At 43.8% G+C, this 23,377-nt stretch carries 16 protein-coding genes; 8 read left to right on the forward strand and 8 right to left on the reverse strand.

What is annotated here, in order from left to right:
* Positions 1-6: 6 nt before the first annotated feature.
* From LZ23_RS12195 to LZ23_RS12210, 4 genes are read right to left on the reverse strand one after another with little or no spacing between them, the layout of a single operon-like run.
* Positions 7-912, reverse strand: coding sequence for a polyprenyl synthetase family protein (locus tag LZ23_RS12195; protein WP_232300486.1), 906 nt, complete (start codon positions 910-912; stop codon positions 7-9).
* Positions 902-1,120 carry an exodeoxyribonuclease VII small subunit gene (gene xseB, locus LZ23_RS12200; RefSeq protein ID WP_045214591.1) on the reverse strand — a complete coding sequence of 73 codons (219 nt, stop codon included), beginning with the start codon at positions 1,118-1,120 and terminating at the stop codon, positions 902-904. Before xseB ends, LZ23_RS12195 begins: the two co-directional genes overlap by 11 nt.
* Positions 1,121-1,153: 33 nt before the next feature.
* The gene (locus tag LZ23_RS22670) at positions 1,154-3,892 is read right to left on the reverse strand and encodes a hybrid sensor histidine kinase/response regulator (protein WP_052507348.1); all 2,739 of its coding nucleotides are present in this window, start codon (positions 3,890-3,892) and stop codon (positions 1,154-1,156) included.
* Positions 3,889-5,112 (reverse strand): ABC transporter substrate-binding protein, encoded by a 1,224-nt coding sequence (locus LZ23_RS12210; RefSeq protein WP_084591045.1) that lies wholly within the window; start codon positions 5,110-5,112, stop codon positions 3,889-3,891. The genes LZ23_RS22670 and LZ23_RS12210 overlap by 4 nt, the downstream gene beginning before the upstream one ends.
* Positions 5,113-5,908: 796 nt before the next feature.
* On the opposite strand from LZ23_RS12210, the gene LZ23_RS12215 reads away from it, so the two are divergent.
* Complete coding sequence (locus LZ23_RS12215) at positions 5,909-7,255, forward strand: tetratricopeptide repeat protein (protein ID WP_045214594.1); 1,347 nt, start codon at positions 5,909-5,911, stop codon at positions 7,253-7,255.
* A 506-nt stretch (positions 7,256-7,761) separates the two neighbouring features.
* Here LZ23_RS12215 and larC read toward each other — a convergent pair.
* On the reverse strand, positions 7,762-8,934 hold the full coding sequence (gene larC / locus LZ23_RS12225; protein ID WP_045214597.1) for a nickel pincer cofactor biosynthesis protein LarC: 1,173 nt from the start codon (positions 8,932-8,934) through the stop codon (positions 7,762-7,764).
* 188 nt (positions 8,935-9,122) lie between these two features.
* Between larC and LZ23_RS12230 the strand changes: the two genes are divergently transcribed.
* The 4 genes from LZ23_RS12230 to LZ23_RS12245 are packed head-to-tail and all read left to right on the forward strand — an operon-like array spanning position 9,123 to position 13,920.
* On the forward strand, positions 9,123-11,060 hold the full coding sequence (locus LZ23_RS12230) for a DUF294 nucleotidyltransferase-like domain-containing protein (RefSeq protein ID WP_045214599.1): 1,938 nt from the start codon (positions 9,123-9,125) through the stop codon (positions 11,058-11,060).
* A 4-nt stretch (positions 11,061-11,064) separates the two neighbouring features.
* A complete protein-coding gene (locus LZ23_RS12235) occupies positions 11,065-11,814 on the forward strand; it encodes a 3'-5' exonuclease (RefSeq protein WP_045214601.1) in 750 nt (249 codons plus the stop codon).
* 37 nt (positions 11,815-11,851) lie between these two features.
* Positions 11,852-12,106 (forward strand): DUF4212 domain-containing protein, encoded by a 255-nt coding sequence (locus tag LZ23_RS12240; protein ID WP_045214602.1) that lies wholly within the window; start codon positions 11,852-11,854, stop codon positions 12,104-12,106.
* 38 nt (positions 12,107-12,144) lie between these two features.
* Positions 12,145-13,920 carry a sodium:solute symporter family protein gene (locus tag LZ23_RS12245; RefSeq protein WP_045214604.1) on the forward strand — a complete coding sequence of 592 codons (1,776 nt, stop codon included), beginning with the start codon at positions 12,145-12,147 and terminating at the stop codon, positions 13,918-13,920.
* 173 nt (positions 13,921-14,093) lie between these two features.
* Here the strand turns inward: LZ23_RS12245 and LZ23_RS12250 are convergent, their stop codons facing one another.
* Positions 14,094-15,377 carry a Y-family DNA polymerase gene (locus LZ23_RS12250; RefSeq protein ID WP_045215412.1) on the reverse strand — a complete coding sequence of 428 codons (1,284 nt, stop codon included), beginning with the start codon at positions 15,375-15,377 and terminating at the stop codon, positions 14,094-14,096.
* 470 nt (positions 15,378-15,847) lie between these two features.
* Between LZ23_RS12250 and LZ23_RS12255 the strand changes: the two genes are divergently transcribed.
* Positions 15,848-16,495: a GOLPH3/VPS74 family protein gene (locus tag LZ23_RS12255; protein WP_045214606.1), complete on the forward strand. Its 648-nt coding sequence runs from the start codon at positions 15,848-15,850 to the stop codon at positions 16,493-16,495.
* A gap of 8 nt (positions 16,496-16,503) precedes the next feature.
* Complete coding sequence (locus LZ23_RS12260) at positions 16,504-18,105, forward strand: Na/Pi cotransporter family protein (protein ID WP_045214608.1); 1,602 nt, start codon at positions 16,504-16,506, stop codon at positions 18,103-18,105.
* 158 nt (positions 18,106-18,263) lie between these two features.
* Here the strand turns inward: LZ23_RS12260 and LZ23_RS12265 are convergent, their stop codons facing one another.
* Entirely contained in the window at positions 18,264-19,637 is a 1,374-nt protein-coding gene (locus LZ23_RS12265; RefSeq protein WP_045214610.1) for a heterodisulfide reductase-related iron-sulfur binding cluster, read from the reverse strand.
* 74 nt (positions 19,638-19,711) lie between these two features.
* A complete protein-coding gene (locus tag LZ23_RS12270; RefSeq protein ID WP_045214613.1) occupies positions 19,712-20,830 on the reverse strand; it encodes a two-component system sensor histidine kinase NtrB in 1,119 nt (372 codons plus the stop codon).
* Between the two features lie 936 nt (positions 20,831-21,766).
* Between LZ23_RS12270 and LZ23_RS12280 the strand changes: the two genes are divergently transcribed.
* Positions 21,767-22,675 (forward strand): hypothetical protein, encoded by a 909-nt coding sequence (locus tag LZ23_RS12280; protein ID WP_045214616.1) that lies wholly within the window; start codon positions 21,767-21,769, stop codon positions 22,673-22,675.
* The last annotated feature ends 702 nt before the right edge of the window (positions 22,676-23,377 follow it).

Here is a 23,377-nt window from a genome sequence, read left to right on the forward strand (position 1 = left end):
TTCTGATCAACTTGCCCTGTCCAGAATATATCCGGCCAGATTTGATAAAAATATTTTTTCAGCTCCTGCATAAGATTCAAGAGCAGCCCGAGCATCATCTATACATGACTTTGCCAGTTTCCTGCTTTCATCTATCCCGAGAAACCTGGGATAAGTAGCTTTATCCGAAGCCTCATCACTGCCTACAGGCTTTCCCAGAGCAGCTTCATCCCCGGTTATATCAAGAATATCGTCAACTATCTGGAAAGCCAGTCCTATGGATTTCCCATATTCAGAAGCATTGTCCAGGTCTTGTTTCTCGGCCTGGCGTGACAGGGCAAGAACAGCCCCGCACACACATGAAGATCTGATGAGGGCACCTGTTTTCATGGCATGCATTTTCTGCAGATCTTGAAGCTTTATTTCCTGGCTGCCTGTTGACATTATGTCCACAACCTGCCCTCCCACCATGCTGCAAGGTCCGGCAGCATCAGACATTTCACAAAGAGCTTTCAGAACATTATCTGCAGGCAGGTCTGTGCGGGCCATCATATTAAAGGCATGCGTCAACAGACCATCACCGGCCAGCACTGCCATGGCTTCACCAAAAAGTTTGTGATTGGTAGGTTTGCCTCTTCTCAGATCATCATTGTCCATACATGGCAAATCATCATGTATCAGAGAGTATGTATGAATCAGCTCTATAGCACAGGCAAAGTTAAGAATCTCCTCCTGATTAACTCCCAGCATCCTGGCCCAGGTCATACACAGTATGGGCCTGATCCTTTTCCCGCCCGCAAGCAGACTGTAATTCATGGAATCTTTGAGTTCATCAGGAATACCGGGCAATGCCAAACAAGTAGAAAGATGGCTATTTACAGCATCTGCAGCGCTTTTCAAGTATATTTTGAAATCATCAGGTTTAGAATTCAACTGATTCTTCCTCCTCTTCTTCGCCTGTATAAACAGTCAATTCATGCCTGGCCTTAGTTAATTGTTCACGACATGATTTGGTAAGCTCAAGACCTTCCTTAAACAGCTTAACCCCTTTTTCCAGAGGCAGGTCACCTTTCTCAAGGTCAGTGACAATCTGTTCCAGCTTTTGCATTTTTTTTTCAAAGTCAACATGTTTAGCCGCCATAACAACCTCATATTTTTAACTCATATATTTCTTCTATGTTTTAATCATCCTGACCAGCAAGGAACTTAATTCACTTATAGTGTACGGTTTTGCAAGCACTCCCAAAAAGCCATGCTCCCTGTAGTTAGCCATGACTGGATCCTGTGAATATCCGCTGGAAACAACTGCTTTGACCTCAGGATATATTTCCTTCAGCTTCTGCATGGTTTCCAGGCCTCCCATGCCCCCTGGTACAGTCAAGTCCATAATAATTAGATCAAAAGGATTCTTTTCCTCAACAGACTTTGCATACTCTTCCAAAATATTTTTACCATCAGCAACAAGTTCAGCTTCGTAGCCCAAGAGATCAAGTGCTTCCTTAACAACCTCAAGTATCTCCTGGTCATCATCCAAAACCAGAATCCTGCCTCTGCCTGATTCTATGGGACTTTTAGAATAAGCAACATCTTCTAACAGTTCAGCAGACATTGCTGGCAGATAAATTGTGAAGCTGGTACCCTGCCCCCTGGTGGAAGAGACTTCTATATACCCGTTATGATTATTGATGATGGAGTAAGTAGTGGCCAAACCTAAGCCTGTGCCGCTCTTTTTGGTGGTAAAATAAGGATCAAATATTTTCTGCAGATTATCCGAATCTATGCCGCAACCATTGTCACTGACCACAAGTCTGACATACTTTCCTGCAGCAAGAGGCAGATCAGAACCTGGCTCAAGGGTAATATTACGCGCCTCAATGCATACTTCCCCTCCTGCAGGCATAGCTTGAGCAGAATTAATGACCAGATTTTCCAGAACTTGAGATATCTGTCCAGGGTCAACATTGGCAGGCCACAAATTGGAAGGAATATCAAGATTTCTAATCACATTGGATCCACGCAAAGCGAAACCAACAGTATCTTCAATTAATTCGGCCATAGATGTTGCTTCCTTAATGGGAGCGCCACCTTTTGAAAAGGTAAGCAGCTGCTGAGTCAAACGTCTGGCACGCAGACAGGCCTTTTGAGCAGACTCCATTTTGGAAATATTGACATCATCCTTAACCATGCTGGATTTGACCATTATAATATGGTTCAAAATTGCCGTAAGAATATTGTTAAAGTCATGAGCAATGCCTCCAGCCAGCAGCCCAATGGATTCAAGCTTTTCTTTCCTCAATCGTTCTTCTTCCAGGTACAGCAGGTCTGATATGTCCTGAAAAACCATAACTGTACCCAGAATCTGGCTGTAACGATCGTAAATGGGAGATATTTTAAAACTGATCTGGTAATCAACACCATTTTGGCCGGTAAGAATTACCCCTCTTGCTTTTTCGTATATTTTATTCGTCTTGATGACCCGCTTGAACGGCTCGATAGACTCACCCAGATTATCACGCAGTTTGAACACAGTGTGAAAAGACTTTTCCTTGACGTTCTCCAGGCTTATTCCGAGAATCTCTTCGGCTACGCGGTTTACAAAAACTAGCCGTCCCTGTTTGTCGGTTATGAGAACAGCATCTCCAATACTTTTCAAAGTGACTGCGAAAAACTCCTTCTCAGACTGCAGTTGAATTTCCGCATTTTTTCGAAGCGCGATTTCATTGTTAAGACTGTCATTAGCCTCCTGGAGTTTTTCAGTTCTTTCATGAACTTTCTTTTCAAGATTGGCGTAAAGAGATTTAAGCTCCGTCTCCATGCTTTTACGCGCTGTGATATCATGAAAGCTTATGATATAACTCAGTCCGCAAGTCATGCTGACCATGGAGATAGATGCTTCAATATGTCTTGTTCCTCTTACTTTGTCTTCGAATGAAAATTCCATCCTCTGATGATCATCTGAAGCTGTGGATCGATAAAATCCAAGAATATCGCGCTTAGTGTAAATACTTAAGTCTTCTTCAATCAAATTGCTTTTACTAATGGAAAAAATCTGCTTGAAAGAAATATTATACCTTATAATGCGCCCTTGTTCATCAAGGACAACCAAGCCATCTGCCATGTTGTCCATTATGGAGCTGAGATAAGTAAGGGCCTGTTGCAGCTCTTCTGTGGCATTGCTGATGGACTTCTTGAGTTTATTAACATATCCCGCAATTTCCCGGCGCATACCCTCCATAGTGGACGCAAGCTCTCCAATCTCGTCATTGGAATCAACCTTAATCTCTGACTCAAGATTTCTTTCCTTGAATTTGCGGGCGCTTTCAGTCAGTTGAACCAGAGGTTTGGAAACTTGCTGCATGAAAAAGTACATGGCAAGGATGCAGATTGAAAAAATAAACAGATTAAAGCCCTGGATCTTCAAAAGTGCAGACGTAATTCTGCTGTTAATATTGGACATTTCCATTCCAATATGAATATACCCCCCTTTGCCCATTAAAACAGAGTCATAGACATCAAGGTAGCTGCGGCCATTTATTTCTACCAGGGAATGCCTTGGCCCATAATCTTTTGAGCCTGGCGATGACTTATGTGCATGAATGTATTCAGGTTTTGCCGGAGAAAAGGTGTGGGCTATGACCATTCCCTGCTGATCATGAACGAAAACATATCCAACCCCTTCAACATCCATATATTGATCAATGATGGACTGGATGGTGGCTGCATCCCTGTCAAGAAAAATATCCGGCACAGACATGGAAATGCTGTGAACTATACTCAAAGCCTTGCTGATATACTCTTCAATCATCTGCTGACGCAGCACCTGAATGGAAAAATATGAGGATGCGGCCACAATGAGTACAAAAATGCTCACCACCGCAATCAGCGTTTTTCTGAATAGTTTGGATGTAATCACTGAAAAAGGCCTGAAAAATCTTCTAAGGGTACTGGACTATGCTCTTCAAAAGCAATAAAAAATATTTTATCCTGAAATTCCCATTGCGGAAAAACTTTACTGAAGTGTAAGGACTGGCCTGCTTCAAGATAGTCTGATAATTCCCGGGCAATGTTTTGCCTCTCCAATTCCGGACCAGTCCTGTTCAAGATATCAGCGATAAACCAGGCATTCAGGTAACCTTCAAAGCCAACAGCATTGGGGCCGGGAAGCTGGTACTCCTCATTGTGAGCCGTGACAGGAGGCGAGATGGATCGAAGTTCAAGGCAGGCAGCGTATTCTCTGACAGGTTGAAAATCTTCATATCCGTAAAAAGGAACTACATTGGAATTGACCAGCTGGTGTAAATAGCTTTTACTATGTATTCCTTCAAGCTTCGTCAGAATATCCCTTTTTTCATCAGCACTTACAAAGGACAGATTAAAGATAGGGACATCCAGTCCATTATTTCTCGCATCCCTGATAAATGCCGCAGCAGGCTCATAGGCAGCTATGCTGATAATGGCTTCTGGATGCTGAGCTTTCAAAATAGTAACCTGGGGCAGAAAATCAGAGTTCATGCCTGCCCCTCTTTTATAGGTAGCTTCAGCCACAATGGTAAAACCATGACCCTCCAATGCATTACGGACACTTTGCCATCCTCCGCGACCATAAGCATCAAGCTGGTGCAAAACAGCCACCCTGTGCACATCTTCCTTGACAAGCTTGTCAATAAGTACACTGATTTCTGAATCATACGATGCCCTGAGGCTGATGATAAAAGGATTTTCAAGTACCGGCCTGGCACCGGTGAGAGGAGTGAAAAGAAAAACATGCTGGTCCTGGTAATATTTCAGTAAAGGCAGGATTCTCGTAGTGGTGGGAGTGCCCACATAGTTGAAAAGGGATAAAACATTATCTTCTTCTACCAGCCTGATAGTGTTCAGCAGGGCTTTATCAGGATCATAAGCATCGTCATACGCCTTGATTATAACTTTGTGCTCGTGCACTCCCCCCTGATCATTGAGTTGATCAAAAAAACATGCTGCTCCACGGTAGTATTCAACTCCCAGCCCACGGTTGGGACCAGTAAAGTCCGCTGACATACCAAGAAGCACCACTCTGTCTGAAGCACATGCTGACCAGGCTGTCCAGTTAGAGAAAAAAAAGATAATGATTAGTTGAGATAGTATCTTTATCATCAAAAGAAAAATGTATTGGGGTGAATAAAAAAAGTAACAGTATAATCATTTAGATGTGGCACGGAGACTGGAGCTTCCGGGCTCCTCCTGCCTAAAAAATGACACGTTTAAAACAGCAACTGATGCTCAAATGGGTCCCGGAGAGTGCTGGTCCTAACCTCAAAAAGGGCTGAACTGACAAGGGAGCATTACGCGTTTCTGAAAAGTCAATAGGGGAAAGTCCCCCTCCGGGCTGTAAGCCTCCAGGCAGGAAGCCGTGCCGAGCCGTCATAATCAGGTTTAAACCTCAAAACAGGCCTGACATTCAAATCAAAATTAAAGTTTCCAGAAACGCGTAATGCTCCCAACTGACAACATGCTACCCCAATCGTCTAAGGAGGTCCAGTATTTATTGATGGAACATATTACTCTGAAGACATGAACCAGGAGGCAGAGGTCAGAAGGCACAGATCATCACAAATACTCATATTTTTTTATATGACACATTATATCACAAACTAATTGCGAGAAAAAAATACCGTTCAGTGCCATTTTTCAGCTATTTACAAAAGATCACTAAAGACTTAAGTACGTCAAATACAATTTGTTGCGAAATGATTCATTGTGATGGTTTAGACCTTTGGAGGTGGCACGGGAGCCGGCTCTTTTGACGCCGGATACTCCAGCTGTTTTGCGGTTTGAGGTCGGCAAAATTTCCTGTCCCCGCTGTCCGAGACAATAATCAACACAAAACATCGCTAAGGTATTACGATTCATCATTAAATGCAACTAACGTTTAGAATCTTATGAGGCAGCAATGGCTACCAGTCAACAACTAACTATTTATGACAAAATCCTTCAGCACTTTGTAAAAGAGGCCAAGGGGTGCATCATGGCTGTCACCCATGATGTGCTGTTTTTAAAAGCACTCAAGGGAGCATACAAGTCTTTGGGCCTTGATTACAACAGTGTATTTCATAAAAATGATCTGGAAAAGGCATTATCTGATGCTAAATTGATCCTGAAACGCTATTCGCAAATTATTTTTTTTGTAGAGGCAAACATTGATGGTTACAGCAATATTCTTACATTGCGAAATATCAAAACCTTATTTGGTCATAAATGCAAGGTTATTGTCATTACTGTGGAGACTGAAAGAAATAGAATTATTCAGATGTATGAAATGGGAGGAGACAATGTCATTGTCAAACCTGTATCCATAAACGCTCTGATTCAAAAAATCGCTTTAACCTTGAACCCCAACAACAATCTGGCCAAAATGGTAGATGAAGCCAGAAGTCTGATTCAGGAAGAAAAATTCGATGAAGCCGAAAAGGTTACTGACAGCATTCTTAAAGAAAAGCCTGACAGTGCCATTGCCCTGATTCTCAAAGGTGAAATTGCACAAAGCCGAGAGCAATACGAAACAGCAGAAGAAATGTACATTAAGGCCAGTTCGCAAAGCAAGATGTATCTTGAACCACTCAAAAAATTATCCCAACTATATGAACAGATCAATAATATGGAAAAAAAGCTTGAATATCTCAAAAAACTCGATCGTTTGTCCCCTCTTAATCACGACCGGAAAATAGACATCGGCCAGACATACCTTCAAATGGATGAGGAAGAACTGGCAAGGGAAAGCTTTGACGAAGCAGTGAAGCAGATTGAGAAGCAGGCCAGGGACATGGTGAGCTCAACGTTGATGCGCATTGCCAAATCTGTAGGCGAGTCCAGACAGGACCTGAAGAGTCATTATATTGCCAAAGCCATATCAAATAAAGGCAGCAGCCTGACCAGGGAAGATCTGTGGATGTTTAACGAAATCGGCATCAGCCTCAGACAGCAGGGCAAATGGGAAGAAGCCATTGAATATTACAGCGAAGGTCTGAGAATATCTCCCATGGACGGAGGACTTTACTACAACATGGGGATGGCTTATGCCCAGGGCAAGCAGTATTACAAGGCACTGGAAAATTTTCAGAAAGCCATCAGCAACACCCCGGATATTGTTTACCAGACAGGAAGTATTGGATATAATATAGCCAGAGTGTACCTCACACTAAACAAGCATGATGACGCAGCGAGATACCTCAAAAAATCACTTGAAGCTGATCCAGACTATGAAAAATCACAAGCACTGCTTAAAAAAATCTACAAATAAAGCCAGACAATATCTGTTCAGTGCGTTGCATCTGACAAGTAGCTATAATCGTTTTGCTAATAAAATCAAATGTTTACAATTTTAACATTTTTACGATTTTTGCTTATGAATGATGCACATTTGCCAGAAAAGTTCCGTCAAAGCTGGGAGCTTTGCGCCTGGCACAGCTTCCTGCCCGGAGGCTTACAGCCCGGAGGGGGACTGTCCCTCGCTGTGTCAATTTTTTCATTAAAGCAAATTTCTTCCAGGAACCAATGCAGCGTCAAGCTTTTTTATAGTACCTCGCGGGGACTGTCCCAATTTCCAGAAAAGTGACAGACTCTTAAAGTTACTCACAGGTTCGGTCCCGGGCCGCCCGGGTGAGGAGCTTTTAAGGAAAGCAGGGGACAGGCACTCCGGGACCCACTTGATCATCAATTTGTACTCAAAATGACTCATTTTTGGGACAAGTGGGTCCCGGAAGAGCCAGTCCCCAATTGACTTTTCAAAAGCGCGTAATGCTCCCATCAATCCTGCCATGGTGTTGATTTCAGACGCAACCCGATTGTGGAATCATCCTCTTTATCAGCCATATCCTTCAAAGTCTCCATTTCCCAGCGAAAATACTCTTTTTGATTGAGACTTATTTTTTTGACTTTAATGTCCGAGCCATCAATATCCTTAGACAGTACCTTTCTTGGCAAAAGAGTCCTTGAAACCTTAGCCTCGCGTATACCGAGAGTCAGGGTATACTTAAAAAAAACATCCCGCACCCTGCTTAAATCCTCAATTCTACATAAAACCTGAATCTGTCCACCGGCACGGCCTTTTTTCATTATTCCAGGAAGATAAATTACATCCAGAGCCCCGGACTGCATAATTTTATCAAAAAAATCACCAAGCTCCTCTCCGGTCATGTGATCAATATTTGATGTCAGAGCGTATACTTCATCACGACCACTTTCCTTGTTCTGCCATTGATCAGCTTTATGCCATAAAAATCCCCGAAGACCGTTAAAACCTTTACAGCAACTTCCGAATCCAAGCCCTGTGTCCTGAAGTATTCCTGTAAAGCCATCCTTAAATTCATTAACAAGCTGATCCACCAGTAAAGCTCCGGTAGGAGTAATGATTTCCCAGTCAAACTCTGTTGCTCTGACAGGCTTGCCTTTCATAAGTTCCAGAGTTGCCGGAGCAGGCAAAGGAGTCTTGCCGTGACAGATTTCAACTTCACCGCGAAACCAGGGCACAGGACAGGATGTGACTTCCTCGATATTCAGCCTTTCCAGCCCCCAGAAAGCTCCAATAATATCAAAAAGGGTATCCACAGCACCAACTTCATGGAAGTGCACCTTTTCCATGGGTATATCATGCACTTTGCCTTCCACAAGAGCCAGCTTCTTAAAGGCAAGTACAGATTTTTCCCGAACTGGAGGCGAAAGATCCATACTGTTTATTAGTGGAAGAATCTGATTTAGAGTCCTTAAAGGCGGCGGAGCATAAACTTCACTTTCTTTTACCAGGGTCTGTCTGCCTGTGACAGCGTTTCTCTGAACAGTATCTATATGAAGCTCAAGGTTAACCCCTGAATTTATAAAAACATTTTTCAGACGTGTAAAATCAACTCCAAGGTCACTAAGGCAGGATATAAGCATATCTCCGCTTATTCCCTTAGATATGTCCAGGTATAATCTGTTCATGGTAGCACTTGCCATCAAAGGACTAATATAATGGTTGAGTGGTCATATAACATTAGTAAAAGTGTACTTTAAAAACTGATAATTTTAAACTTAAAATTTTGACCGCTGGCCAAAAATAAGATGTCAACTCTTTTTTTTCGTCATATTGAATAATCAAAAGACGACAACTTCTATATCAAGGGATAAAAATGTTTAGTTCAAAAAAGCAAGCCACACCTCACTTGGATTCATCTGTAGTCAGGGAATTCCTGCAAAAGACACTGCCCTTTAATGAGCTGGACAAAGATACCCTTGACGGTCTTGCCAGGCATGCCACCATAGATTTTTTTCCAAAAGGTGTGAAAATCCTTATTCAAGATGTCTCAGACGTAAAGCACATCTACCTTATCCAGAAAGGAGGGGTCAAGCTGTATCTCCAGGATGAATCCGGACAGGCCACTCTTAAGGACTATCGCGGAGAAGGATCTGTTTTCGGAGCTCTGGCCATTATTCGCGATTCAAGATCCAGCCTGACAGTTGAAGCCATTGAGGATACTTTTTGCTTTCTCTTAACCAAGGATTCTTTTCTAAAACTGCTTAAAACTCATCCAGGTTTTTCGCAATACTATCTCAAGGCATTCTCAGAAAATTATATCAAAAAATCTTTTTCTGAGCTCAGAAAGGAAAAACTGCCCCCCAAGACTGAAGGGGCGTTGTACCTTTTTACAGTCAAAGTCAATGATATCATCCGCAAAAGACCGGAGTTTATTTCCCCGGTAGACAGTATTCGCAACGCTGCCAAACGTATGACCAGAATGGGTATCGGATCACTGCTTATCAAGGATGAGTATGGCAAGCCGGCAGGAATTATTACAGACAAGGATCTGCGTTCTAAAGTAGTAGCTGAAGGACTGTCCTACTCCACTCCGGTGGAGGAGGTCATGACCAGTCCGGTGGAAACCATTTCAGCCAACAAAGTGTGCTTTGACGCTTTGCTCAGCATGATGAGCAAGCAGATTCACCACCTTGCTGTTGAAGATGAAGGTAGAGTGATCGGCGTAATCACCAGTCATGACATTCTGGTTCTGCAGGGTGAATCTCCAGTTTACCTGTTTAAGGAAATAACCAATCAGAACAATATAGAACGACTTTACGAACTTTCCATGAGGGTTCCTCTTGTTGTTCGCCCTTTGATCGAAGAAGGAGCCAAGGCCAATAATATTACCAGAATGATTACCGTCATGAATGACCTCATTCTGGACCGCATCCTGACCCTGATGCAGGAAGAACTGGGTCCGCCCCCTGTGCCCTTCTGCTGGCTGGTCATGGGCAGTGAAGGACGTCAGGAGCAAACCTTCAGAACAGATCAGGACAACGCCTTAGTTTATCAGGACCCTAAAAATGAGCAGGAAGCAGAGTCTGCAAAAAAATATTTCAAAATGTTCGGACAGGAGGCCATTAATCACTTAGTAAAATGCGGCTATCCCCTCTGCCCTGGTGATAATATGGCCTCCAACCCCAAATGGAACCAGCCCCTGTCTGTCTGGAAAAAATATTTTTCCAACTGGGTCAACACACCAGAGCCACAAGAAGTGCTGCATTCAACTGTATTTTTTGACTTTCGACCGGCTTATGGACATCTGGCACTGGGATTTAAGCTGCGGGACCATCTTAATATTCTCGTCCGAGGCAAGGATATGTTCCTGCGTTATCTGGCCCAGGATTGTTTTCGAACCAAACCGCCCATCAGTTTCTTCAAAAACTTTCTGGTGGAAAGGGATGGTGAACACAAAAACAGATTAGACATCAAAGCCAGAGGACTGGTTCCTTTTTGGGATTTTGCACGGGTAATGGCTCTTCGCCACGGCATTGACGAAACCAATACTATGGTACGTCTGGAAATGCTTAAAAAAGGCGGACATATGCCTGAAGATCTTTTTCTCAAGGCCAAAGAATCCTACGAATTTCAGATGCAGTTACGCTTTTTGAATCAGCTTCAGCTTATGGAAGCCGGAGAGCAGCCCCACAACTACATTAATCCAGCTGAACTCAGTGACCTGGAAAAACAGACACTTAAGGGAGCGTTCTCAGTTATCTCCAACCTGCAAAGCTTTCTTAAAGAAACATTCAGACTGAATATGGGATAAAATCATGATTTCAGCATTATCATCCACCAATTTATTTTTGCAGTCATCGTGGCTGCCAGGACTGATGCGACCTGAGCCAAAGCATCCAGTGCTGGTTGAAAGCAAGAAGCATTTCAATAAATTTAACCAGGACCTGCCTCTCGAAGAGTATGATTTTGTTGTGTTAGATACTGAACTTACAGGCCTCAATCATAAAAAAGATGAAATTGTCTCCATTGGAGCTGTTCGCATTAAAAATTTACGTATCAATCTGGAAGATAATTTCTATTCAAATATCTGTCCATGCAACGAGGTTCCCAAGTTCAGCACCCTGATTCACAGAATAACCCCGAGACTGGTCAAAGACGCCCCGCCTGTTGCCGACGTGCTGAGTGATTTTCTGGATTATTGCGGGCACAGCCTGATCATAGGTCATAATATCGGGTTGGACATGGGCTTCATCAACAGGGAACTACGCCGATACTTTGACGGCGTTCTTTACAATCCATGCCTTGATACCATGCGTATGGCCAAGATCTACCGGGAAGAGCAATGGATTAACTATTACGATCGTTACAACCTCAATGTTTCCTACAACCTCAAGCACTTGAGCCAGGAATACGGACTGCCGGTATTTCCCGAGCATAATGCCATGAATGATGCTATTCAGACAGCTTACCTGTTCTTATTTCTGATTCACAAGCTTAGAGACGGAAACATTAAAACCCTGAAAAACCTTTATATGTCGGGGAGAAGCTGGCGTTGGATGTTCTGATGTCGGCATTACATTTATAAACTTAGAGGAGGTTAACATGCAGAAAAGCTTAGCGGAGTACTGGTCAAAGAACTTGAGGCTCATCACCATTTTGCTCATTATCTGGGCGGTGGTATCTTATGGTTTCGGAATTATTCTGGTCAAGCCTCTGAACGCCATCTGGATGGGAGGTTTTCCACTTGGTTTCTGGTTTGCTCAGCAGGGATCAATCTATGTATTTGTGGCTCTAATTTTTGTTTATTGTTTTTTGATGAACAAGTTGGACCGTGAATATGATGTTGATGAAAAATAATTCTTAAACTGTGTGAATATCTCGGGGAGGGATACGTTATGTCAATTTTAGCTTGGACCTATACATGGGTCATATTAACTTTTGGACTTTATCTTTTTATTGCCTGGCGTTCCAGGGTTAAAGAAACCAAAGGATTTTACATCGCGGGAGCAAGTGTTCCTCCTCTGGCCAACGGCATGGCCACTGCCGCTGACTGGATGAGTGCGGCATCCTTTATTTCCATGGCCGGACTGATTTCTTTTATGGGATACAGCGGCGCGGTTTACCTTATGGGCTGGACCGGCGGATATGTTTTGCTGGCTCTTCTTCTCGCGCCTTATTTAAGAAAGTTTGGCAAATTTACTGTTCCTGACTTTGTGGGAGACAGATATTATTCTTCCACAGCCAGGGTTGTTGCCCTTGTATGCGCGATATTTGTCTCTCTTGTTTATGTTGCCGGACAGATGCGCGGTGTTGGCATTGTTTTCAGTCGCTTTCTTGAAGTTGACGTTAATACCGGAGTCATGATCGGTATGGCCATTGTATTTTTCTACGCATCACTCGGCGGCATGAAGGGTATCACTTATACTCAGGTTGCCCAGTATTGTGTGTTGATTGTCGCCTTTATCATCTGTGCCGCAGCCATATCCATGAAAATTACCGGTAATCCCATTCCACAGCTTGGTTTTGGATCTGCAATAATTGAAGGAGACAGCGCTGGTAAATACATCCTTCAGGCCTTAGATGGAATACACAGAGACCTTGGATTCTCAGAATATACTTCAGCATTTGGGCCGGGCGACATTGGCATGCTTTCAGTCATCTGCATAACCATGGCTCTTATGGTTGGTACAGCAGGTCTGCCCCATGTTATCATCAGATTTTACACAGTGCCAAGCGTTAAGGCAGCAAGGCTCAGTGCCGGCTATGCATTATTTTTCATAGCCCTTCTCTATACCACTGCACCCACTGTGGCCGCATTTGCCAGGTATAACATGATTGACACACTCAATAACACGCCTTACGCAGAAGCACCGTCCTGGTTTACAAACTGGGAGCAGACAGGTCTTGTGGCCTGGGTAGATAAAAGTGGAGACGGTGTAATCCGTTACAGGGATGGAGCACCTTTCCAGGGAGCACCCCAGTTTTCCGGAGAAAGGGGAGAATTCGGACAAAGACTGGTTACCAACGCACCCACTGATAATGCAAACGAACTTTACATTGACCGTGATATCATTGTTCTGGCCAGCCCGGAAATGGCTGACCTTTCTCCATGGATTATAGGACTGGTGGCGGCCGGAGGTCTGGCAGCCGCCCTTTCTACGGCGTCAGGTCTTTTGATTGTTATTTCATCCTCTGTATCTCATGATTTGTATTACCGAATAATAAACAGGCAGGCTACAGAAAAACAACGAATGCTCGTGGGAAGAATCATGGTCGGCATAGGAGTTCTTTGCGCGGGCTATCTCGGGATAAATCCGCCTGGATTTGTGGCGCAAGTGGTGGCGTTTGCCTTTGGCCTTGCAGCGTCATCATTCTTCCCCATAATTATTCTGGGCATATTCACTAAGTGGGCCAATCGTGAAGGCGCCATTGCCGGAATGATCACAGGTATTGGTTTCACCATGTTTTACATCCTGCAGACCAGATTCTTCGGAGTTGACCCCTGGTTCTTCGGCATCACTGCTGAAGGCATAGGCACCATAGGTATGCTGATCAACTTTGCTGTGACCATTACTGTTTCCAAGTTCACAAAAGAGCCACCTCAGGAAATACAGGAACTTGTTGAAAGCGTGCGCACTCCTCGCGGCGCAGGAGCAGCTGTAGATCATTAAAGTGTAAACGTTAAACATCTAAAAAGCGGCCGCTGGATACATTCCATCGGCCGCTTTCATTTTACAGTCACCCCCCTGATCTCTGCCCCCCGACCTCTGACCTCCGCCCCCTGCCCTCTGACCCCTGACTTCTGACCCCTGATCTCTGACCTCTGCCTTCTGACCTCTGACAATCAATTCGCCAGAACCACCGGAACCTGTTTCCAGCAGGTGGTATATCTTGGGGAAAGCATACTGCGCTGCATGGTCCATGATCCTGATTTTTCCAGACCTGCAGCTGCATAGTGAATGGTATTGCTGCCCCACTTGCCATTAATCATGTCCATAGTTTTCATGATCTTTTTTTCTTTCTTTCGTCTTTCAGGTCCGGGACTGAAAAAGGTAAGCTGTACACGTTTGCTTGACTCTATACCAGAAAGCATGACCCCAGCTTTTTTGTAACTATATCCGAATTTGTAAATTTTTTTCAATATATCACGGGCGTATCGGATCAGATCAGGGGTATAGGCAGTGGGATAAGGCATACGCATTGTCTGATGATTTTTATACTGGGGCAGGTCTTTCCGAAAACGATTGGTATGTACAAACACTGACAGCAGGGAACATATGGAACCTTGTGCTCTCAGTTTTTCTGCTGCCCTGGACACATAACAAGCCAGAGCCTCCTCAAGTTCTTCAAGTGACTCAACGCTTTTGCCAAAGGATCTGGAGCTGATAATGCTCTTATTGGTAACTGGAGTCTTTTCTAAGTTAAAACATGGCATGCCCTGCACCTCCAACAGCGTCTGCAAACCGGTTACAGTCATCTTGGACTCCACCCAGTGTCTGGACTGCTCCATAAAATCCAGAGCATTACGCACGCCATAGCTTTTAAGCAGCAGGCTGTACTTGCGGCCAATACCCCAGATATCTTCTATATCTGTCTGACGCAGGTACATTTCGAAATCTGGATTATTGATCAAATCCAGCACACCAGAATGCTCAGGGTGCTTTTTGGCAAAACGGTTGGCAATCTTGGCCAAAGTTTTAGTAGCGCCGATACCTATGGATACAGGTATGCCCGTCCATTTGAATATTTTTTCGGATATGTTCAAAGCGAACTCACGGGGATTTTCCGGCAGATTATTAAGGAGCAAAAAAGCTTCATCAATGGAGTAAACCTCTACATCAGGCACAAGACGACCAAGGGCGTTCATCACCCTGGCGGACATATCTCCATACAGGGAGTAGTTGGAAGAAAAAACCTGAACTCCATGTCTTTTAAACATCTCTTTGTGTTTGAAAGCCGGTGCCCCCATGGCAATGCCCAAAGCCTTGGCCTCGTTGGAACGGGCAATAATACAGCCGTCATTATTGGATAAAACAACGACCGGAATACTATTTAAACCTGGATCAAAGGCCCTCTCGCAGGAGACGTAAAAATTATTACAATCTACAAGAGCAAAAATTGTTCGCATAAAACCTGGCCCTGTGAGCATTAGTTGTGTCTGCCGGTAAAATCATCATCCAACGTAACTATTCACCACTCAGCTAACTTCTGACAAATCGAAATGCAAAAATACAACCTCTGAACCAGGAGCAGAAATCAAGGGTGTTTGAATAGCCATACGCAGTATATGTGGTGAATAATTATCCTTTAGAAAGCTTAAATTGAACACTCCTGCCCAGTTAACAAAAGTAAAAAAGACAGTCAAATAATATTATCTCTCAGGCTGCAGATGATATCATTTGCAGCCTAAGAATGACGTTATACTTGCTAAGGTCAGACAAGTAAGATATCTAACCATATCACAACGATGTGAGCGCATATCAAAGTCAGAGCAATTTCTATCAATCCAAACCTGTCCAGCAGCGATAACTGCCTCAAAAATGGCCAATAATATCCATAAAAATATCGTTGTTGTATAGACTATAAGGGAGAAAATCCATGCTGACCTTTGCCCAGGAAATTCTTTTGCTTGCCTTGGATGACAAAAAAGGCACCATCAAACCCCTGCCCTTTCACAGTCTGCGTTTTGCACTTGCTGGTTCTTTACTTATGGAGCTCGCCTTTTGTGACCGCATTGACACTGATCTGGATTACCTGACTGTGGTCAATTCAGAGCCTACAGGAAGCCCACTGCTGGACAAGGTACTTGCAAGGCTGCAAGAATCCGATAAGCCGCAAAGCACTGAGTACTGGCTGGATGAACTGGCCTGGAACATGGAAAATATCAAGGAAAAGACACTTGAAGAACTGGTGCAGAACAACATTCTCAAGCTTGAAAACCGCAAAATCCTCTGGGTGTTTGAAACTCGCCGCTACCCCTTGATTGATGATGAGGAAGTCAAGGAAGTTCGTTCCCGTCTGCGGGAGATTATTGCCAATAAAGAAGTTCCTTCTCCACGTGATGCTGTACTCATCAGCCTTGTGCATGCGTGTAACCTGTTTCAGGAAATATTCACACCTGAAGAGCTGGAAAAACATCTGATCTGGATAAACAAAATCGCAAAGCTTGATCTCATTGGCCGGGAGGTCAACCAGGCCATCAGCAAAATATATGAAACCATCACTTCTCACAGCATAATGTACTGATTCGCATTATGGAAGCTTTAGGGCATATCATTGGAGGCATTGGCGTTTTTTTTGTAGGCCTCTACCTGCTCAGCACAGCTTTAAAGCTTATGGCTGGCAGAAGTTTTCGCCTGCATTTTGCAAAATGGGTAGGTACGGACCTCAAAGCTACAGCTGTTGGCTTCTGGGGAGGGTTTTTCTGTCAATCCATGTCTGCACTGTCATTTATCATTGGCAGCATGGTAGGGGCTGGGATGCTGCATGTGCGGCGGGGAATGCTCATAATTTTCTGGGCCAATGCCGGTACAGGCATCATGATCGTCCTGGCAGTGCTGAATATCAAGTTAGTAGTGCTGTTTTTGCTTGGTTTTGCCGGCATATCCTTTGCGATGAAAATGCCTGCCAGGCATATTAATATTTCCCAGGCCCTTTTTGGGGGTGCTCTACTTTTCTACGGTCTTATCATGTTACGCGCAGGCGCAGCTCCTCTTGCAACAACACCTTTTTTTGCCCAATTTTTGGAAATGGGGCAATCCTCTTACATGTTATCCTTTATTGCCGGTGCTCTTCTAACAGCCATCAGTCAATCCTCAACAGCAGTTTCTATTCTTGCCATCTCCCTGACTCAAGCAGGTATAATATCCATGGAACAGACCATCATGGTCATTTACGGAGCAAACCTCGGTTCTGGCTTGATCAGCTGGCTTCTGGCAGCAGGCATCAAAGGCAAACCCAAGCAACTCATAATGTCTCAGGTGTTCTTTAACTTTGCAGCTGCAATGGTATTTGTGCCCTTGTTTTACCTGGAACTTTTAACTGGCATTCCAGGGATATATTCTCTTGTAGTCAGCCTGCCATTTCCCATAGAGCAGCAGGCAGCCATGGTTTTTCTGATATTCAACTTTGGTGGAGCAATTTTTCTATCATTGATAGTTAACCATTTCTTCAGGCTCATAGAGCATATCTGGCCGGAAACTGTTAAAGAAAAATGGTCTCAACCCGAATATATAAGAGACGATATCCCTTCAACTCCAGAAATCACCATGGCCCTGATTCATAAAGAACAGCAAAGTATGCTGCAGCGCTTAACCCATTATTCAGCCATTATGATTGGACAGGAAAAAAACAAGGATATCAGTGCAGATGTACTCCACAAATCTTTTTCGGATATTTCTAAGGAGATTAACAGCCATGCTGCTGAAACAGCAAGACAGAACTTATCTTGCGACGGCACACAGCAATTGCTCATTACGCAGGATAAACAAAAGCAAATGGAATCCTTGGAAGAGCTTCTTTATAGCTTGAATCAGAAATATGAGGATCTTTCACAGTCATTAAAATACAAATTCCAGGATACTTTCCTGCAAAGCCTTGATTTTCTTCTCCAAACTCTTATGGAAGCGGAAAAGTCCAGCCAACCCGATGATGCCGGACGCATCATTGAAATGACCAGGGACAAGGGCCAAGTCTTTCAATCCATCAGAAAGGCTTACCTGAGCAAGGAAGCAAGCCTGAGCCATACTGAACGTAACCGCATCTTAGAGCTGACCAGTATATTCGAACGTATCATCTGGAGCATTGGAGCCATAGCAAGGCAACAACATTCTCAGAAGATATCATCCCTGAGTTGATAGTTTGTAAAGATGCAGGCTCTGGTATTTATAAGCTTTTCACCTGGGGGCCCGGGACCGAACCTGCAAGTAACTTATACCCCTCGTTCCCAGGCTCCAGTCTGAGAACGAGGGGCAAAACAATCCGCACCTGCAGCATAGTGAATAGTTACCAAAAATTAGTACTGCATCAACTCCAAAGGATGGGCCTGCTGATAAGGCAGGGCATGGCTGAATTGCAACCTGCAGCTCAAGCAGTCTGTACAAAGAATATCAGGGGCAATTTCTTTGATACTTCTAAACAGAGGATCTGCCATTTCTAAGGATTTGTGATGGTAATCCTTTTTATACCCCATTATCCCTGCCATGCCACAACAAAAATATGGATCATCCAGCACTTTTAATTCTATGCCAGGAATAAGCTTTAAAAGCTTCACGTAAGGCATGCCCGCACCCTGTTCCCGAACATGACATGGTGGAAAATACGCCACTTTGACGGGCATTTTTACAAAATCAGTACTCAATCGTCCGGCATCCAAAAGCTCAGTCAAATATTGCCCGAGATCCCGGGAAGATTCAGAGATGCGGATTCTTTTAAGAGCTGGCAGGGAAGAAAAAGGTCCATCATCTTTAAGAATATTGGCATACATGGACTTATGCAGACGATGATGCTTTCTCAGGCGCGGTGTTGCATAATCATGCTCCACCGGATGAAGAACATAAGGGCCATCTTCTGCCCCGGCCTCCTGCTGATAATCTGACGAGTAATAGGCCTTATGGCTTAAAAGCTTTTTGAATAGATATCCGCAGGTTGGGCAGGAAAATATCAGATCGCGGCGGGACTTTACAGCATCATAAAGCGAGTCAAGGTTATAGCCTGCAAATTCTATTGATAACGGCTCATCACCCTCAAGCAAGGTAGGCATGGAACAGCATTTTTGTGGGGGATAAAAGACATCAACATTATTTCTCTTCAAAAAATGCACGACTGCTTTGGCTACTTCAGGAAAAAAGTGCCTTGCATTGCAACCGGCAAAATAGGCGACCCTGAGCTGGTCAGGCTCTATGTGATCATTGTTATTGCATATCCCATTATCCCTGGCCCAGGTTGAAAATTTACTGACTGGAATTTCAGGCAGACTTCTGTGAGTATGGATGCCTGCAATTTTTTTTAATAAAAACGAGGCGGCCTTGTTTTGCAGTAAAGAGTTGCCCCACCGAGGCGTTCGGCTCAGGTAAGCTGCAAGACTTTCTACATCTTGCAGTATTTTTATAAAGGCGGGCATTCCATCCCTGCTGACAAATGAACTTTTTGCCTGCAATGTTTTAACGCGAATATCTAAGCAGGGACAAAGACCACAAAAATTGCACTGATCAGTCAAATAACGCAATTTTGCAGAAGACACCTGAACTTTAGTCTGTTGTTCCTGGTCATACAAATCATAGAGCTCAGCAAAAAAAGGACATACATCCCGCATTGTATCGCGGCATTGATCACAATCAGCACATTGGTCCAAAACTTCCCTGCTCAATTTTTCCGGAGATTTATTCATTTAGACTCACTCCACCTTGTCGGACAGGGACAAAACCGACAAATGACTTTAAAATACAGTCTCATTGCTGGAAATCAGGACAGACCTTTTTCTGGATCCTGTTGAACATCGCCCAGAAGGTTGGTTCTGATCTTTTTGCGGCGTTCATGAGGGATTTCGATATAAAAGCAGGTCCATTCACCTTCACGCGATTCTACATGCACCTTTCCCTGGTGATTTTCTACAATGCGTTTAAGGATGGATAGATCAATACCTGCTCCATCCGGCTTGGTACTGAAAAAGGGGTGAAAAACATAAGGAAGAACATTGGCTGCTATGCCGCGTCCACTGTCGCTAACGCTGATCCTGCAGACATTGTCCTGCGCATAGGCCTTGATAGTTATCCGAGGAATGCCTGAACAGGATTCAATGGCATTTTCCACAAGAATTCGCAAAGCTCTAATAAGAAATTCAGGGTCAGCCATAAATTCAAAAGGCTCGACATCCAACTCTAAAGCACAGCCTCCACTCTTGATTTGAGAAGCCAATTCCTGATAAACACCATCTGTAATGTCAGTGATGTTGACTTTGCGCATGACAGGGTCAGGCATACCTGCAAAAAACTCAACTTTTTCCACTATGCTCTCAATCTTTTTGAGATTAGAATTGATAAGATTGTAATACTCTTCGTCTTCAACCGAGGCAACACATGACTTGTAAAGCTTTCTAAGAAATCCACCGATGCCCACTAAGGGATTTCTGATTTCATGGGCCACTCCATTAGCCAGTTTTACCAGATCCTCATAATTGATTTGATTAAAAACCTTTTCCATTTTTTTGGTCTTATCAATGTCGATTATGGAAAAAATATTCATTGCTGTCTGAGAATCCCGGCATGAGGTCATACGCATATCTGCAAAAAAACGAACCTGGTTGCGCCTTAAAAGCATAATCTCGTCGTCATAAACCTGACATTGATTGGCAAGGTAAAGAAGATTCGGGTACAGAAAGTTCTGATCTTCGGGAGTAAAAAGTATTGACATGCTTTTGCCGGTAAGACCATCAACAGTATAGCCAAAAACGTCTCTGACCTTGGAGTTGGCATCCAGTATATTACCTTCAGGGTCAGTAATGATTACTGCGCTTTGAACGGTAAGAAGAATATCTCTACTTATTTCTTTATACTTAAATACTGAGTCACAATCTAAGGCCATACATTATCTCCTGTTTATGATATGACTTGTGGGGGTGCCAGTCTTGGCAAGCACTGCAGTGTTTTCTACCTGTTCACTCTATTTATTTTATCCATGCCCTGCAAGCATGTTTTTTGAAGATCTAATGATTAGTGCGTGTTTGAATTCACAGTCAAAAACTGAATTATTTTGGATGGTTACCACTAATGTGGGCTGCGCCTACAGCGTTAAAGGCTGAAGGCGGAAGGCGGAAGAATAGGGGGCTTGGGCATCACTGCTCTTTCAAGTAACTGGAATCGTTTTGATAATAAATTCAAATGGTTACAATTTTCACATTTTTATGATTTTTGCTTATGATTCATGCACATTTGCCAGCAAAGTTCCGTCAAAGATGGGAACTTTGTGCCTGGCACAGCTTCCTGCCCGGAGGCTTACAGCCCGGAGGGGGACTGTCCCTCGCTGTGTAAATTTTGTCATCAAAGAAAATCTCTTCCAGGAACCAATGCAGCATCAATCTTTTTTAAAGTACCTCGCGGGGACTGTCCCAATTTCCAGAAAAGTGACAGTATCCTATAGTTACTCGCAGGTTCGGTCCCGGGCCGCCCGGGTGAGGAGCTTTCAAGTAACTGGAATCGTTTTGATAATAAAATCAGGTTATTATGGCTTTACCATATAGATTGCTTCGGTCGAATAGGCTCACTTGTTGGTGACAGGTTTTGAGCAACTACATCCCTGACACCTCAGGTGTCATTGCGAGCGAGTCTTATTACCTCATTGAATTCACGCAGTGTAGGCGCAGCCATTCAACTGGGGCGAGCGCGGCAATCCTTGTTGCGAGCCAAGCAAAGCAATCTCGCGCTAAGGCTGTTTTTCTTGTATTTTTATGACAGGATTTCAGGAGTAAGTTACTAAAGTAATGCGGTAGATAATCCGATAACAGAATAAGGAGTATATACTATGGCATTAAACGATCTGGAAAGATATCTTATTTTCAATACGCACAATCATCTATGGCAGCAGGATATGCTCATGAATGCCTATTTTCGTGGCTCCAGCGTAGGTGCCAACCTGCGGGAAATGATGATTGGCCGACCGCCTGTTCAACCTTTGACCAATCCCTTTGATGAAGCCATTACTGGGCAATTGCGCTCAGACAGCAGGGCCATCCGCAGAAATGCGGCCAATGTTCAGGAAGCAGCACAGGTTATGGGTGTAGCCTCTGAGGCAGTGAGTACCATGAAAACCGTTCTGGAAGAAATGGAAGAGCTTCTTAAAAAAATCAAGGAAGAAAGAGATCTGTATTATGACGATGAGGAAAATCAAGATAATGGCGATCCTGACGGTACTTTTGAAACCTCTGATGCCAATAAGGAAGATTACAAATCCCTGAAAAACCGGCTCACAAGCATTATTGAATCAACCACATATAACAGCATTCCATTGCTGGACGGAAGCCAATGGCCAGGCACTGAACAGATAGACGATGATGGCAATATTTTTATCAAGGGTCTTCCAGGAAGGGATAATGGATTCAACATTACGTTCAGGGACCTGGACTCCATGCAATGGGATGAACTAGATGAATCAGAACTGGATGATAGTGACAGAGGTGATTGGAAAACAAAAAACGTAGAAAGTCAACTTGAACTGGTCAGCGACCTGCTGGGGGATATCACGCTTACACAGGACCTCTATTCCAGTCGCAAGTCCAGCCTTGAATTTCAATCAGCTTCTCTCGAATCACAGGCAGACCTTCTTGACCAGGCTGTTGAAGCCAGAAGGCAAACCCCTACCTTGTCCTTAGAAGAAATTCTTGTGGATCTCCTGCTCAGATACTCAGGCAATATCATGAATCAGATCGGATAGTTGCGAATCAGCATGCGTATACTTTGCTTTTAGTACAAGTAAATACAATCGTATATGTAATAACATCAGGGCATTATGGTTTTACCATACAGATTGCTTCGGTCGCTTAGGCTCACTCTTGGTGACAAATTTTCAGCAACCACATCCCTGACAGCTCAGGTGTCATTGCGAGCGAGTCTTCGAGCGCGGCAATCTCAAACGTGTTGAGGTTATTACCTCTTTTTTTGTGGCTTAAGCCACATTTCAAAGAAGCGGCTGGAGCCGCAAGAGTAAGACGTCCCCAGGCTGGAGCCTGGGAACGAGGGGTATAAGCTACTCACACGTTCGGTCCCGGGCCGCCCGGGTGAGAAGCTTACAAGCAACTATAGTCGTTTTGCTAATAAAATCAGACGTTTATAATTTTCATATTTTTACGATTTTTGCCTATGATACATGAACATTTGCCAGAAAATTTCCGTCAAAGATGAGAGCTTTGCGCCTGGCACAGGGACTGTCCCTCGCTGTGTAAATTTTTCCATTTAAGCAAATTTCTTCCAGGAACCAATGCAGCATCAATCTTTTTTATAGTACCTCGCGGGGACTGTCCCAATGTCCATAGAGGAGACTCATTTTCAGTTACTCGAAGGTTCGGTCCCGGTCCCTCCGGGTGAGGAGCTTCCAAGTAACTTCAAAAAAAACTGGACCCCGGATCAAGTCCGTGGT

It is taken from the genome of Desulfonatronovibrio magnus (assembly GCF_000934755.1).
Lineage (GTDB): Bacteria > Desulfobacterota > Desulfovibrionia > Desulfovibrionales > Desulfonatronovibrionaceae > Desulfonatronovibrio > Desulfonatronovibrio magnus.